The sequence below is a fragment of the Kitasatospora sp. CM 4170 genome, assembly GCF_032110285.1.
Classification (GTDB): Bacteria; Actinomycetota; Actinomycetes; order Streptomycetales; family Streptomycetaceae; genus Kitasatospora; species Kitasatospora aburaviensis.
Genome location: NZ_CP134877.1, coordinates 8580838 through 8595802, shown reverse-complemented (window position 1 = coordinate 8595802; position 14965 = coordinate 8580838). Strand labels below are relative to the sequence as shown.

At 74.8% G+C, this 14965-nt stretch carries 9 protein-coding genes; 6 read left to right on the top strand and 3 right to left on the bottom strand.

The annotated features are described in order from the left end of the window. Nucleotides 1-90: 90 nt before the first annotated feature. From RMN57_RS35890 to RMN57_RS35875, 3 genes are all read left to right on the top strand, one after another. Entirely contained in the window at nucleotides 91-2274 is a 2184-nt protein-coding gene (locus tag RMN57_RS35890; RefSeq protein WP_313767483.1) for an alpha-galactosidase, read from the top strand. 79 nt (nucleotides 2275-2353) lie between these two features. Beyond that, nucleotides 2354-4480, top strand: coding sequence for an NPCBM/NEW2 domain-containing protein (locus RMN57_RS35885; RefSeq protein ID WP_380235223.1), 2127 nt, complete (start codon nucleotides 2354-2356; stop codon nucleotides 4478-4480). 285 nt (nucleotides 4481-4765) lie between these two features. Then, a complete protein-coding gene (locus tag RMN57_RS35875; protein ID WP_313767482.1) occupies nucleotides 4766-5572 on the top strand; it encodes a DeoR/GlpR family DNA-binding transcription regulator in 807 nt (268 codons plus the stop codon). 49 nt (nucleotides 5573-5621) lie between these two features. Here the strand turns inward: RMN57_RS35875 and RMN57_RS35870 are convergent, their stop codons facing one another. Both RMN57_RS35870 and RMN57_RS35865 read right to left on the bottom strand, forming a co-directional pair. Continuing rightward, nucleotides 5622-7274, bottom strand: coding sequence for an AMP-binding protein (locus RMN57_RS35870; RefSeq protein ID WP_313767481.1), 1653 nt, complete (start codon nucleotides 7272-7274; stop codon nucleotides 5622-5624). Between the two features lie 152 nt (nucleotides 7275-7426). Beyond that, nucleotides 7427-8218, bottom strand: a complete 792-nt coding sequence (locus tag RMN57_RS35865; RefSeq protein WP_313767480.1) for a DUF2785 domain-containing protein — start codon at nucleotides 8216-8218, stop codon at nucleotides 7427-7429. A gap of 237 nt (nucleotides 8219-8455) precedes the next feature. Here RMN57_RS35865 and RMN57_RS35860 point away from each other — a divergent pair, with 237 nt between their 5' ends. Together RMN57_RS35860 and RMN57_RS35855 are read left to right on the top strand one after the other, a co-directional pair. Continuing rightward, nucleotides 8456-8920 carry an SRPBCC family protein gene (locus tag RMN57_RS35860; RefSeq protein ID WP_313767479.1) on the top strand — a complete coding sequence of 155 codons (465 nt, stop codon included), beginning with the start codon at nucleotides 8456-8458 and terminating at the stop codon, nucleotides 8918-8920. 256 nt (nucleotides 8921-9176) lie between these two features. After that, the gene (locus RMN57_RS35855) at nucleotides 9177-10349 is read left to right on the top strand and encodes an N-acetylmuramoyl-L-alanine amidase (protein WP_313767478.1); all 1173 of its coding nucleotides are present in this window, start codon (nucleotides 9177-9179) and stop codon (nucleotides 10347-10349) included. Between the two features lie 209 nt (nucleotides 10350-10558). Here the strand turns inward: RMN57_RS35855 and RMN57_RS35850 are convergent, their stop codons facing one another. Next, nucleotides 10559-11470: a glutaminase gene (locus RMN57_RS35850; protein ID WP_313768073.1), complete on the bottom strand. Its 912-nt coding sequence runs from the start codon at nucleotides 11468-11470 to the stop codon at nucleotides 10559-10561. A 268-nt stretch (nucleotides 11471-11738) separates the two neighbouring features. Here RMN57_RS35850 and RMN57_RS35845 point away from each other — a divergent pair, with 268 nt between their 5' ends. Then, nucleotides 11739-14921 (top strand): protein kinase domain-containing protein, encoded by a 3183-nt coding sequence (locus RMN57_RS35845; protein WP_313767477.1) that lies wholly within the window; start codon nucleotides 11739-11741, stop codon nucleotides 14919-14921. The last annotated feature ends 44 nt before the right edge of the window (nucleotides 14922-14965 follow it).

Below are 14965 nucleotides of genomic sequence, written 5' to 3'. Positions count from 1 at the left end.
GCGTTGCTTTCTGTTTGACGTTCCAACAGAAACAAACGGAATGGTTCACCATTCCACCAACCCCCCACACTCGCGGATGCTGGAGCACCCATGCGAACACCCCTGCCCCGGTCACGGCCCCGCGCCCTGGCCCGGCTGTTGGCCGCCCTCACCCTGGCGGCCTCCGGACTCGGAAGCGCCGCCCTCGGCGCCGCCGCCCCCGCGGCCGCCCTGGGCGACGGCCCCACGCCGAACACTGGCGCCGCCCCGCACACGAACACCGCCCCGCACACGAGCGCCGCCCCGGCCGGGAGCCCCGCCCTCGGCAACGGACTCGCCCTCACCCCGCCGATGGGCTGGAACTCCTGGAACACCCTGGGCACCGGGGTCACCCAGGAACAGGTCGTCCAGACCATCGACTTCATGGCCGCCAACGGCCTGGTCCAGGCCGGCTACGACACCGTCACCATCGACGACGGCTGGTCGGAGAACCACCGCGACGGCCAGACCACCGACCTCGTCAAGAACTCCTACGGCGCCATGCAGCTCTACGACGCCGGCGGGAACCCGGTGAGCGGCACCGACGGCACCGGCATCGACCCGACCAGCGGCCACCTGATCCCCCACCCGGGCCGCTTCCCCTCCCGTACCGTCAACGGGCAGCCGGTCAACGGGATCCAGTACCTGTCCTGGTACGCCCACAGCAAGGGCATGAAGTTCGGCCTGTACGCCACCGACACCTACACCACCTGCCAGGGCCACCCCGGCAGCCTCGGCCACGAGAGCACCGACGCGGCCGACTTCGTCGCCTGGGGGGTGGACTTCGTCAAGTACGACGACTGCCCCTACGGCCCGCCGATCACCGGCCCGGACGGCCACAACTACGGGACGCAGGGCGAGGGCAGGGAGCTGACCCGGTCCATCTACGCCCGGGTCCGCGACTTCCAGCGGGCGCTCGACGCGGCCTCCGCCGCCCAGGGCCGGCCGCGGGTGGCGGTCAGCGTCTCCGCCCAGCCGGTGCACACCGGCCTCCCGTACCTGCTGGCCGGGGACGACCCGGCCCGCACCGACCCGGTGGTGGTCGCGGCCGGCAACCCGCCGTACGAGGCGCCCGGCTACGCACCCACCGGCGTCTGGTGCGGCCAGGTGGCCAACCTCTGCCGGATCGGCGGCGACCGCGGCCCCGACCTCGAAGGAGTGCTCTACAGCGGGCAGTTGCGCACGGCCCTGCAGTACCCCGGCAACGTCCGGCCCGGCAGCTGGAACGACATGGACATGATGTTCGCCGGCTGGCAGGACCCGTACGGCCTCTGGGGCACCACCGACACCTGCCCCTGCCACAAGCCGATGACGCCCACCGAGTCGCGCAGCGAGATGTCCGTGCTGGCGATGGCCGCCTCCCCGCTCATCTCGGGCGCCGACTTCCGCACCCCCGAGAACTCCCGGCACACCCAGGACGGCTACACCTGGTCCACCGGCATCACCCCCGAGCAGCTGGCCGTCTACAAGAACGCCGACGTCGTCGCCGTCGACCAGGACAGCCTGGCCAGGCCCGCCACGCTGGTCGGTGCCCCGCCCGCGAACAGCACGGCCCCGCTCGTGCTCAAGCGCCCGCTCGCGAACGGCGACACCGCCGTCCTGCTGGTCAACCAGGACCCGGCCGCCGCCCGGACCGTCTCGACCACGCTGGCCGACCTCGGGCTGACCGGCCCCGGCTACTCCGCCAAGGAGCTGTGGACCGGCTCCACCGGCAACGTCACCGGGGCGCTCACCGCCTCGGTGGAGCCGCACGGCGTCGCGATGTACCGGCTCAAGCCGCTGCCCGTGACCATCCCCGCCACGGTGGTCGGCGACGGCCGCTACCACGGCCTCGGCGCGGGCGGCACCGGCGGCCTCGCCCTGGAGGTCCAGGGCACCTGCAGCGCCCCGGACGGCTCCGCACTCGACGTCAACACCTGGTGGTGGTGGCACACCTCGGAGAAGTGGACGTTCACCCCGAACCCCGACGGCACCGTCCGCATCACCAACGACTGCGACACCCCCACCCAGCGGCACGGCACGCTCACCGGCCCGAACTCCCCGGGCGGCGCCGCCTGGGCGCTGAACGGGTGGGACCCGAACAGCCCGCACCAGAAGTGGCGGGTGGAGCAGAACACCGCCACCGGGGCGCTGACCATCACCAACGTCGCCACCGGCCTGGTCCTGGACTCCCCGCAGACCGCCGCGACCTCGCCGGTCGTGCTGAGCCGGCCGAACGGCGCGGCCGCCGGCCAGTCCTGGTCGCTCCTCAACTGACCTTCCCTCCCCCCGGCACCGCCGGCCGCCGAGCCGGCGGTGCCGGCAACCCGTCCGCACACCCACTCCTGGAGGACCCTTGCGTTCCCGCCGCTCTGCACCGCGCCGCCGCATCGCGTCGGCGCTGACCGCCCTGGCGCTGTTAACCGGCGCCGGCGCCCTCTCCACCGGGCTCCAACTCGCCACCGCCCCACCGGCCGCGGCCCTCGACAACGGCCTCAACCTGACGCCGCAGATGGGCTTCAACAACTGGAACTCCACCTGGTGCGGCGCCCAGTTCAACGAGGACATGATCAAGGGCATCGCCGACCTCTTCGTCAGCAAGGGGCTCAAGGCGGCCGGCTACCAGTACGTCAACCTGGACGACTGCTGGGCACTGCCCCTGCGCGACGCCGAGGGCAACCTCGTCGCCGACCCGGTCCGCTTCCCCAGCGGGATCAAGGCACTCGCCGACTACGTCCACGGGAAGGGCCTGAAGTTCGGCATCTACTCCAGCGCCGGCATCCACACCTGCGACGTCAAGGGCTTCCCCGGGGGCCTGGGCCACGAGCAGCAGGACGCCAACCTCTGGGCCTCCTGGGGCGTCGACTACCTGAAGTACGACAACTGCAACAACATGGGCATCGACGCGCAGAAGCGCTACAAGACCATGGGCGACGCGCTGAAGAAGACCGGCCGCCCGATCCTCTACAGCATCTGCGAGTGGGGCAGCACCGGCCCGTGGAACTGGGCGGCCCCGGTCGGCAACTCCTGGCGCACCACCGGCGACATCAGCGACACCTGGCAGAGCATGATCTCCATCGCCCAGGCCAACCAGGGCCTGGCGAACTACGCCAAGCCCGGGGCGTTCAACGACCCGGACATGCTGGAGGTCGGCAACGGCGGCATGACCGCCACGGAGTACCGGACCCACTTCAGCCTCTGGGCCGAGATGGCCGCGCCGCTGATGATCGGCACCGACCTGCGGATGGCCGAGCCGGAGACCTTCGAGATCCTGACCAACGCCGACGTCATCGCCGTCGACCAGGACCCGCTGGGCAAGCAGGGCTCGGTCGTCTCCAGCGCCAACGGCCTGGTGGTGATGTCCAAGCCGCTGGCGGACGGCAGCCGCGCCGTCACGCTGACCAACGAGGGCTCCTACGACGCCACCATCACCACCACGGCGCAGACCGTGGGCATCGGCGGCGCGAACTCCTACACCGTCAAGGACCTCTGGTCGAAGAAGAGCACGACCGGCGACGGGACCATCAGCGCCACCGTTCCGGGGCACGGCACCGCGATGTTCCGGGTCACCCCCGGCTCGCCCGTCTCCCCGCCCACCGGTATGACGTACCTGAGCGACCTCCCGTTCAAGTCCGTCACCAACTACTGGGGCCCGGTCGAGCGCGACCGCAGCAACGGCGACCACGTGGCCGGTGACGGACAGGCCATCACCCTCCGCGGCCGGTCCTACCCGAAGGGCCTCGGCGCGCACGCACCCAGTGAGATCGCCTTCCACCTCGGCGGCGCCTGCAAGAACCTGGTCACCGACGTGGGGGTGGACGACGACGCCTACGGCCACGGCTCGGTGGTGTTCCGGATCTACAAGGACGACACCCTCGTCGCCGACAGCGGCACGCTCACCGGCAAGGACCCGGCCAAGCACCTGACCGCGGACCTCACCGGCGCCACCACCGTCCGCCTGGTCGCCACCGACGCCGGCGACGGCACCAGCTGGGACCACGCCGACTGGGCCGGTGCCAGGCTCGCCTGCGGCAACGGCCCCGCCGCCGGCACCCACCCGCTCTCCGGCCTCGCCTGGAGCTCGGCCGGCAACAGCTGGGGCCCGGTCGAGAAGGACATGAGCAACGGCGACAACCAGGCCCGCGACGGCGCGACCATCACCATCGCCGGCGCCACCTACGAGAAGGGCCTCGGGGTCAACGCCTTCAGCGAGATCGTCTACTACCTCGGCGGCTCCTGCTCCTCGCTCGCCACCGACGTCGGCGTGGACGCCGAGGCCCAGGGCCGCGGCACCGTCTCCTTCGAGATCTACGCCGACGGCACCAAGGTCGCCGACAGCGGGCGGATGACCGGCATCACCCCCGCCAAGCACCTCACCGCCGACCTCACCGGCGCCTACGAGCTGCACCTCGTGGTCACCGACGGCGGCGACGGCACCAACAGTGACCACGCCGACTGGGCCAACCCCGTGCTCAGCTGCTGACCGCAGACCCACCCGCACCGCGTGACGGAACGGCGGCGCCGCGTCGGGGAGCTCCCCCGGCGCGGCGCCCGCCGCACGGCGCCGCCGGGACTGCCGGGACTGCCGGGACCGCCGCCAGGCGTACCGACCGGGCTTTCCGACCGGGCCGCGCCGGCGCAGAAGGACACAGAGGGGAACATGACCGGACAGGAAGCGACAGAACCCGTTGGGGGGATCCCCCGCCCGCCTGCCATGATGGCGGTGACCGCCGGCAGAGCGTCGGCGCCGACCCGGAGGTGATCCGCCATGGCCGACAGCGCCCAGCCCCTCGCCGGACAGCGACGCATGCTGATCCTGGAGCGGGTGCGGTCGCGCGGCGCGGTCCGGGTCGCCGACCTGGTGCGCGAGCTCGGGGTCTCCGACATGACGGTCCGTCGGGACCTCGACGCCCTCGCCACCCAGGGCCTGGTCAACAAGGTCCACGGCGGCGCGGTGCGGATCGAGGCGCCGCTCAGCGGCGAGCCCGGCTTCGAGACCAAGGCGTCCTGGGAGCTGCCGGCCAAGGCGGCGATCGCCCGTGCGGCCGCCGCCCTGGTGGCGCCGGGCTCGGCGGTGGGGCTGGCGGCCGGCACCACCACCCACCTGGTGGCGCGGCAGCTGCGCGGCGTCGAGGGCCTGACCGTGGTCACCAACTCGCTGCGGATCGCCGAGGCCCTGGAGGAGCCGGGCGAGGACGGCGCCCCGGCCACCGCGACGGTGATCCGCACCGGCGGTGTCCGGACGCCGTCGGACGCGCTGGTCGGCCCGGTGGCCGACCAGGCGATCCGGTCGCTGCACGTCAACGTGCTGATCCTGGGCTGCCACGGGCTCTCCCCGGCGACCGGGCTGACCACGCCCAACCTCGCCGAGGCCGAGACCAACCGGGCCTTCCTGCAGTCCGCCCGCCGGGTGGTGGTCGTGGCGGACCACACCAAGTGGAACGCCCTGGGCCTGGCCTCGTTCGCCGCCCTCGACCAGGTCGACGTCCTGGTCACCGACGACGGGCTGGCGGAGGAGGACCGGGAGGCGGCGGCCCAGCTGGTCGGCGAACTGGTCATCGCGCCGACGGCCTGAGCCCCCGCCGCCGCGGGTCGGGCGCGGGCGGGGGCTCAGGCGGGCCGGGTCAGGCGTGCCGGGTCGCGGCGGCCGCTTCGAGGCCGAGGAGGGCGACGGCCTCCTCCCGCATCTCCACCTTGCGGATCTTCCCGGTGACCGTCATCGGGAACTCGTCGACGAGGTGCACGTAGCGCGGGATCTTGTAGTGGGCGATGCGGCCGGTGCAGAACTCGCGGAGGGTGTCGGCGGTGAGTTCGGCGGCGCCGGGGCGCAGCCGGATCCAGGCCATCAGCTCCTCCCCGTACTTGGCGTCCGGGACGCCGATCACCTGGGCGTCCAGGATGTCGGGGTGGGTGTAGAGGAACTCCTCGATCTCCCGCGGGTAGACGTTCTCGCCGCCCCGGATGACCATGTCCTTGATGCGGCCGGTGATGTTGAGGTAGCCCTCCTCGTCCATCACGGCCAGGTCGCCGCTGTGCATCCAGCCGTCGGCGTCGATCACCTCGGCCGTGCGGTCCGCCTGGTCCCAGTAGCCGAGCATCACCGAGTAGCCGCGGGTGCAGAGTTCGCCCGGCGTGCCGCGCGGGACGACCTCGCCGGTCCCGGGATCGACGACCTTCACCTGCAGGTGCGGGCCGACCCGGCCGACGGTGGAGACCCGGCGCTCCAGCGGGTCCTCGGCACGGGTCTGGGTGGAGACCGGCGAGGTCTCGGTCATCCCGTAGCAGATCGACACGTCGCGCATGCCCATCCGCTCGACGACCTGCTTCATCACCTCGGTCGGGCAGGGCGAGCCCGCCATGATCCCGGTGCGCAGGCTGCTGAGGTCGTGCTCGGCGAAGCCGGCGTCGTTGAGCTCGGCGATGAACATGGTCGGCACGCCGTAGAGCGAGGTGCAGCGTTCGGCGGCGACCGCGCGCAGGGTGGCGGCGGGGTCGAAGGCGGCGGCCGGGATCACCACGCAGGCGCCGTGGGCGAGCGCCGCCAGGTTGCCCATGACCATGCCGAAGCAGTGGTAGAACGGCACCGGCACGCAGATCCGGTCGAGTTCGGAGTAGCCGCAGAGCTCGCCGACGAAGTAGCCGTTGTTGAGGATGTTGCGGTGCGAGAGCGTCGCGCCCTTGGGGAAGCCGGTGGTGCCCGAGGTGTACTGGATGTTGATCGGGTCGTCCGGGTGGAGGGCCGCGCCGAGTTCGGCGAGCCGGCCGCGGTCGAGGCGGTCGCCGGCGGCGAGCAGGTCGTGCCAGGCGTCCGAGCCGAGGAGCAGGACGTCCTTGAGGTCCGGGCAGCGCGGGCCGGCCTCGGCCAGCATGGCCGCGTAGTCGGAGGTCTTGAAGGACGGCGCGGCGATCACCGTGCGGATGCCCGACTGCCCCAGCACGTATTCGAGTTCGTGCACCCGGTAGCCGGGGTTGACGGTCACCAGGACGGCGCCGATCCGCGCGGTGGCGTACTGGACGAACACCCACTCGGCGCGGTTCGGCGCCCAGATCCCGACCCGGTCGCCGCAGCCGACGCCGAGCGCCAGCAGCCCGGCGGCCACCCGGTCCACCTCGGTGGCGAGTTCACGGTACGTCCAGCGGCGCCCGGCCGGCAGGTCGACCAGCGCCTCGCGGTCGGGGTGGGCGGCGACGGTGCGGTCCAGGGCCGCGCCGATCGTCTCGTCCAGCAGCGGCGTGGCCGACGTACCGGCGCTCAGGCTCGGGGACGGGGTGGGCATGCGGCGGCTCCTCGGCTCGTCCGGACGGCTGCCGCCCGAGTCTATGCAGGGCGGCGCCCGCCGTCATCGACTCCGGGGCAGGCGCACCGCCGATCCGCCGGGCCGCCCCGCCCGCACCCCGCAACCCCCGTACGCCGGAACGTCCGCCCCGCTCACCGTTTGACGATACGGTCGAGGACGTCGGCGAGGCGCGCCTTCACCGCCTCCCGCTGGTGGATCGCCTGCCGTGCGGACTCGCTGTTCGGGCGGACGCCGCGGTCGGCCATGATGTAGAGCAGGCGCAGCGTGCGCAGGCAGTTGGTGAGACCGGCGGGCACCGGGGTGGTGATGCGCTCGGCCCCGTAGCGGTCGGCGATCGGCTCCAGCCAGGCCGTGGCCCCGTGCTCGCCGAGGTCGGTCCGGGTGAGGACGCGGCCGATTCCCCGTGCCAGCCGGTCGTCCTCCAGCTGGTCGTAGACGTGGTCGGTGGGCGCCGTCAGCCGTGCGGCGGCGAGCTCCAGCATCCGCACCGGGTCCACCTCGGGGTGGCAGCCGAGCCGGGCCAGCAGGTCCGCGCCGTGGGCGACGGCGTGGAGCCAGCCGAGCTTCTCGTCGTGGCCGCGGAGGTCCTGCTCGGCCGGGTACCAGCGCTCGAACGCGTCCACCCAGCCGGGCCGGACGTCCCCCTGCTCCACGATCATGTCGAGCACGAGGGGGGCGAAGGTGCGGGCCTGGACCTCCGGGTCGTCGAAGCGCGCCGCCATCTCGTCGCCGAGGGCCAGGCGCCGGGGCCGGTCGACCACCCCGCGCTCGATCCAGGTGGAGAGGACGGTGTAGGCCGCGCCGTCCCGGACCAGCGGGTCGGGATCCGCCAGCGCGCGGGAGAGTTCACCCACCAGCGCGTCCGTCGGGAGGTCTGTGGGAACGGCGCAGTCGGCCGCCTCGATCCGGTTCCAGTCGATCACGGCAGGCAGGATAGACGGGCCGTGCCGTGCCCCGCACCGCAATTTCCGCCGGTGCGGGCGGTCGCGGGAGGCCGGCCGCGGCGGCCACCGGCAGCGTCCGACTCGGAGTCCGACTCGGAGTCCGGCTCGGCGTCCCGGCGCAGCTCCGCGCCGCGCCTTCCGCCGTTCACGCCGGCGGGCTGGGAGCATGGCGCGACGGCAGCGCCCGTGCGCCGTCCCCATGCCGAAGGAGCACGTATGGCAGGCCAGTTCGAGGCGACCGTCGACGTCGAACGCCCGATCACGGACGTCTTCGCCTTCCTCGCCGACGGCCGGAACGATCCCGCCTTCAGCCCGCGAGTTCTGGAGATCCGCCGGAACCCGGACGGGCCGACCGCCGTCGGCACCGTGTTCACGAGCCGGGTCAAGGACGCCGGGATGAAGTCCGCCCGGGAGATCCTGATCACCGAGTTGACGAGCCCGACCCGGCTGCGGTGGACCGAGACGTCGAAGAACCTGGTGACCTCCGCCTCTGGCGGCTACGACCTGGCGCCGCTGTCGGCCGGGGCGACCAGGGTCCGGATCTTCAACGTCCTGGAGGGGCACGGGTTCGGCAAGCTGCTGGTCGGCCTCGCGCTGAGCGCCGCCCGCAAGGACGCGGCCGCCTTCGGCGCCCGGATCAAGGCGGCCGTCGAGGCCGCCGTCCCGCGCTCGGACGCGTAGCGGCGCATCCGGGGATTCCCACCGGGCGCGCATCGCCGGGGCGCGCGGAGCCGGGCAGCTCGGTGGGCACCGCGGCCCGGCGGGCCGCGCGAGCTGCACCTTCGGGCAAAGATGATCAGAAGGGCTCTCTGCGGAAACGATCATTCGGGTAGATTCACGGAGGTCTGACGATCAGTCGGCCAGGCTGTCGCGGCGGTGCGAGCCGCCGCGCGCCGCGCCGGCGCCCGCTCCGCCCATCCCCGAGGACAGGACGCCCATGCCCGTTCCGCACCCCGCCGTCAGCCGGCGCGCCGTCGTCGGCGCGATCGGCGCGGCGGCCGCCGCACTCGCCGTCTCCCCCGCCGCCCCCGCGGCCGCCGCGGTGACCACCACCCCCGCGCCCGGCACGGGCGCCACCGGGGGCCGGCCGCAGACCGCCCGGGCCGTCAGCGTCCCCGCCACCCGGGCGCAGTCCGCGGCCGGCGCGGAGGCCGCGAGCGTGCAGGCCGACTTCCCGATCCGGTACGTCGGGGTCAGCTGGGACGGCCCGCACCGTGGCGCCGCGATCCGGCTCCACCGTGACGGCGCGGCGCCGGGCCCCTGGCGCGCCCTGCCCGCAGGCTGCGCGGGCGGCCCCGACCGTCCGGCCCACCAGGACGCCGGCGCGAGCCCCCGCACCGCCACCGCGCTGATCGCCGCCGACGGCGCCTCCGGCTACGAGCTGCGGCTGCCCGACGGCGCGGGCAACCTGCGCACCACCGCGCTGGACACCGTGCACGGCCCGGCCCGCACCGCGGTGGTCGCCGCCGCCGCGCCGGCCACGCTCTGCGGTGCCGAGTACCTGCCGCGGGCCGCGTGGGGCGCCGACGAGTCGAAGCGCTTCAAGAACGGCGTGGAGAACTCCCCCGCCAAGTACTACCCGCTGCAGACCCTGACGGTGCACCACACGGACACCGCCAACGCCGACCCCGACCCGGCGGCCACCGTCCGGGCGATCTACGAGTACCACGCCGTCACCCTGGACTGGGGCGACATCGGCTACCACTTCCTGATCGACGAGGCCGGGCGGATCTACGAGGGCCGCTGGTCGGGCGACGACGGCCTCCCGGCGCAGGACGCCACCGGAAAGGTGGTGACCGCCTTCCACACCGCCGGCTTCAACTCCGGCAACCTCGGTATCGCGCTGCTCGGCACCCTCACCGGCCAGGAGCCCACGCCGCAGGCCCGCCGCTCGCTGACCGGCCTGCTCGCGCTGGCCGCCCGCACCCACGGGCTCGACCCGCAGGCGAAGGTGACCTACGTCAACCCGGTCAACGGGGTGACCAGGCCGGTCGACATGATCAGCGGCCACCGCGACTGGCTCGCCACCGACTGCCCGGGCGGCGTGATGTACGCGTCCCTGCCGGCGCTGCGTACCGAGGTGGCCGCGCTGGGCGGCGCCGGGAACTGAGCGCCGGGAACCGAGCGGCGTCCCCGGGACGCCCACAGGACGCCCGCGCGGGTCGCCCCCGTGCCCGCGCGGGCCCGGCCCCGGTCGCTCCGGTCCGGAGCGACCGGGGCCGCACCACACGGTGCGGCGACCGGGACCGGCCCGCCCCCGTGCAGCCCGGCCCGCGGTCCGGTGCAGCCGACCGCGGACACCGCCCGCAGCGGCGCCGCTCAGAACACCGACCAGCCCGTCGCCGTGGTGAGGGCGTCCAGCGCGGCCACCCCGAGGACGGAGTTGCCGGCCGCGTCCAGGCCCGGGCTCCAGACGCAGACGGTGCCCCGGCCCGGCAGTACGGCGAGGATCCCGCCGCCCACGCCGCTCTTGCCCGGCAGTCCCACCCGGTAGGCGAACTCGCCGGCCGCGTCGTAGGTGCCGCAGGTCAGCAGCACGGCGTTGATCCGCTTGGCCTCGCTGCGCGAGAGCAGCCGGCTGCCGTCGGCCCGGATCCCGTGGCGGGCGAGGAAGAGGCCGGCCAGCGCGAGGTCGCGGCAGCTCGCCGTGATCGCACAGTGCGCGTAGTAGTGGGCGAGGACGCTGTCGACCGGGTTGCGCAGGTTGCCGTAGCTGGCCATGAAGTGGGCCATGGCCGCGTTGCGGTGCCCGTGCCGGGCCTCGGAGGAGGCCACCGAGTCGTCCACCCCGACCTCGGGGTTGCCCGACTCCGCCTGGAGGAAGCCGCGGACCGCCCCCACCGCGTCGCCGGTCAGCTTCAGCAGCCGGTCGGTGACGATCAGGGCGCCGGCGTTGATGAACGGGTTGCGCGGGATCCCCTGCTCGGTCTCCAGCTGCACCAGCGAGTTGAACGGGTTGCCGGAGGGCTCGCGCCCCACCCCGGCCCAGAGGCCGTCGCCGCCCTCCGCCAGGGCCAGCGCCAGGGTGAACAGCTTGGACACCGACTGGATCGAGAACGGGTGCTGCCAGTCCCCCGCGCCGAACACCTCGCCGTCGACGGTGGCGATCGCCATCCCGAAGGCGGTCGGGTCGGCCTGGGCCAGCGCCGGGATGTAGTCGGCGACCCGACCGCGCTCCGGCGACCGGCGGGCCGTCTCCATGGCGTCGTCCAGCAGTACGCGGTAGTCCACATCGTTCACCCGGACATTCTGGGCCACCGCCCCGAGCTGGCACGATCCGGGTCCGCCCGGCGGCCCCGGGCCCGGGGTGCGCCGGCCTGCGGGTGCCCCGCCGACCACCGCCGCGCGAACCTGATGCCACGTCAACGTTCTCGACACACCGGCGTACACGCAGCTCCGGGGACAGTAAGGTGTCCCGACCGGCATGACGCCGTGATCACGGCGGCGGGAGCGGCACACCCCCGGGCGGGGCCCGGGGGCGGGGAGGGGAGCGGGCGGGATGGCCGACGGTACGACGGCGGAGCCGGGCGCGGCGGGCGGCGGGCGGGAACGCCCGGGCGTCCCGCGCACGAAGGTGGACCGGCTGCTCCGCGGGCGGCGCGGCGGCGGACGGGACGGGTCCCGGGAACCGTCCTCGCGGCTCGGCATCCCCACCGCCCGGCCGGCGACCGGAGCCGTCCCGAACCCGCCGACCAGGGTGCTGCCGGACGCCCCGACCCGGGTGACCCCGCCGGACCCCGGAGCCACCGCCGTACCCGCGCCGCCCGCCGCACCGCCGTCCGCACCGCCCGCCGGGGCCGCCCCCGGCCGCGGCGGCCAGTTCGGCGGCGCCTTCCCGGCCGCGCTGCTCGACCGCTACGAACCGCTCGGGGTGGCCGGCTCGGGCACCGAGGGCACGGTCTGGCACGTGCGCCGCACCGACGGCGGCGGCGACGCCGCGGTGAAGGTCACCGTGGCCGGGCAGGCCATGGACCCGGAGCTGCTGGAACACCTGCGCGACGACGGCTACCGCCGCCACGTGCCGCTGATCACCGGGCACGGCCGGGTGGAGCACGCGGGGGCGCGCTGCGACTGGGTGGCGATGGAGTACCTGCCGGTCACCCTGGCCGACCACTTCGCCGAGCTGCGGCGGGCGGGACGGGCGGCCGACGGTACGGAGACCGAACGGATCGTGCGCGAGCTCGTCGCGCTGCTGGACTTCTGGCAGCAGCGGATCCGCCGCAACCCGGTCGACTTCAAGCCGTCCAACATCCTGCTCCGCCCGACCACGGCGCCCGACGGCGCGGCCGGGGCCCCCGAGTTCGTGATCGCGGACTTCGGCGGCGTCGCCCGGCTCACCGCCAGCCGCAGCTTCTCCCCCGAGATGCAGGTGACCGTCGCCTACATGGCGCCCGAGCAGCTCGCCGGCACCAACCGCGCGGAGGGCCCCTGGTGGGCCCTGGGCAACGTGCTGTACGAGCTGTTCACCGGCCGCCCCCGCTACCTGGACGCGGACGGGCTGCTGCTGAGCGACGAGGTGCTGCAGTACGACCTGGTGATGGCCGCGGAGGTGGACCTGTCCGGCGTCGCCCATCCGCGCCGGCAGCTGCTGCTCCAGGGCCTGTTCACCCGGAACCCGGCACACCGGTGGACCGCGCCGCAGGTCCGGACGTGGCTGGCCGGCGGCAGCCCCGAGGTGGTGCGACCGGCCGTCCCGCCGGGCGGCGCGCCCGTCGCCCCCGCCCACCGCCCGATCACGTTCCTCGGCGACCTCTTCCACGACCCGGCCGCGCTGGCCGTGGCCATGCTCGGACGGTCCGCGGACGCGGCCCACTGGCTCGCCCGGGGCGGCGCCCAGCGGCTGCGGGAGTGGCTGAGCGAGGACGTACGGGACACCGTCGTCGACCTGAGCCAGCTCCGCGACGTGGAGCGGCTGCGCGGCCCCGAGCGGGCCGCCGCGGCCGCGGTCGCCGTCCTCGCCTTCGGCGCCGCGTTCGCGCCGGGCGCCGTGCCCTCCTACCGGAACCGCCCGATCGACTCGGCCGGGCTGGCCCGGCTCGCCGCCGATCCGGGGCTGGTCGCGCTGGTGGACGAGCTGATCGCCGGGTCGGTGCCGGCCGTCGCGGCCCGGTACGACTGCGACCACCCGGAGTGCTTCGGCGAGCAGTGCGCGCGGCTGCTCGCCCTGGCCGAGCTGCCCGCCGTCCTGGCCGGGGTGGAGGAGGCCGCCCGCGAGGTCGGCGGCGGCCGGCGCGGCGGTGACGGGCTGAGCGCGGACGAGCGGGCCGAGGCGTACCGCCTGGTGGTCCTGCTGACCGTCCGCGCCGAGGAGCACCCCGAGCTGGTGGCCCGGCTCTCGCCGCTGCCCGCCGTCCTGCACCGGCTCGCCGAACCGGCGCTGCTGTCCACGCCGGTGGCCGTGGCCTCGGCCGTCGCGGTGAACGCCGCCCTGGCCGCGCGCACCGCCGTCCGCCGCGAGGCGCCGGACCCGGTACGCCGGCGCTGGTCCGCACTGCGGCGCCGGGCCGTGGGCGCCGACCCGGCGACGGTGCCCGGCCGGGCCGCCCTGGTGGCCGCCGCGGTGCTGCGGGCCAGGACCACACCGACGGCCGGCCCGAACGGGCGCCGCCCGCCGGCGCGGCGGGACTGGCTCGACGTCTGGTGGTCCAACGCCCGGACGGCGCTGCCGCGACAGGCCGGCGCGGTCGCGCTGGTGACCCTCGCCCTCGCCCTGATGCTCTGGTCGGGCGCGGTGTGGCGGTTCGCCGTCGACGCGCGGGCCGAGCTGCTGATCCTGCCGAACGGCGGCTTCGGCGGCCCGCTGCGGGGCGCCGGCGAGCACGCGGCCCGGCAGGTGGTCGGCCAGCTCGGGGCGGCCCTGGTGACGGCCGTCGTCGCGGCCGTCTTCCCGGCCCGGGTCGGGCGCTGGACGCTGCTGCTCGCCGCCGCCGCCGCGTTCGCCGTCGGCTACCTGCGGCTCGGGCCGCCGATGACGTTCGCCGAGCCGCCGCAGGCGCTGGCCGACCGGATCGTGGTGTTCGAGGGCGGCTTGGGCAGCTGGGCCGGCGTGGCCGCGGCCCTGGTGGTGGTGCTGGCCGTGTTCCTGGTCGAACGCGCCGCGACCGGGATGCTGAAGCCCGTACACGAGGCCCGCGGGCGCACCGCCCGCGAGTGGCGCCGCCTCGCCGCCCGCCGCCGACCGGCCGGCGCGGGCTCGCCCGAGCCCGCGCCCGAGCCGGACCCGGCCCGGTGGCGGCCCGGTCGTGCGGGCCTGCGCGACCGCGTGCTGTACGCCCTCGGCACCACCCATCTGCTGGTCGTCCTGCTCTGGGCGACCGTCGAGGTGCGGCTGGCCGCCACCGGCCACCACCCCACCCCGGCCTCCTGGGGCACCGGGCAGGCCGGTGCCGGCTACCAGGCCGACTTCGCGCTGCTGTTCGCCGCCCTGGCCGTGCTGAGCACGCTCGCCACGCCGCGGACGGCGCGCCGGCTGCTCGGCCTCTGGGTGGTCGGCGCGATGGTGCTCGGCTCCTGGCCGCCGCCGCTCGGCCCGCTGGAGGCGCTGCGGATCCCGGTGGCGCGCGGGCAGTTCGGTGCCGTCGCCGAGTTCTGGGGCCACGGCGCCTTCTGGGCCGCCCTGTTGGTGGCGCTCCCGGTGGTCGGCCTCGGCGTCCTGCGGACGGTGCGCCGCACGATGCGGTGACCGGGACGCCCGCGCCGGTCGGCGGGAGAGTCCTCAACTCTTCA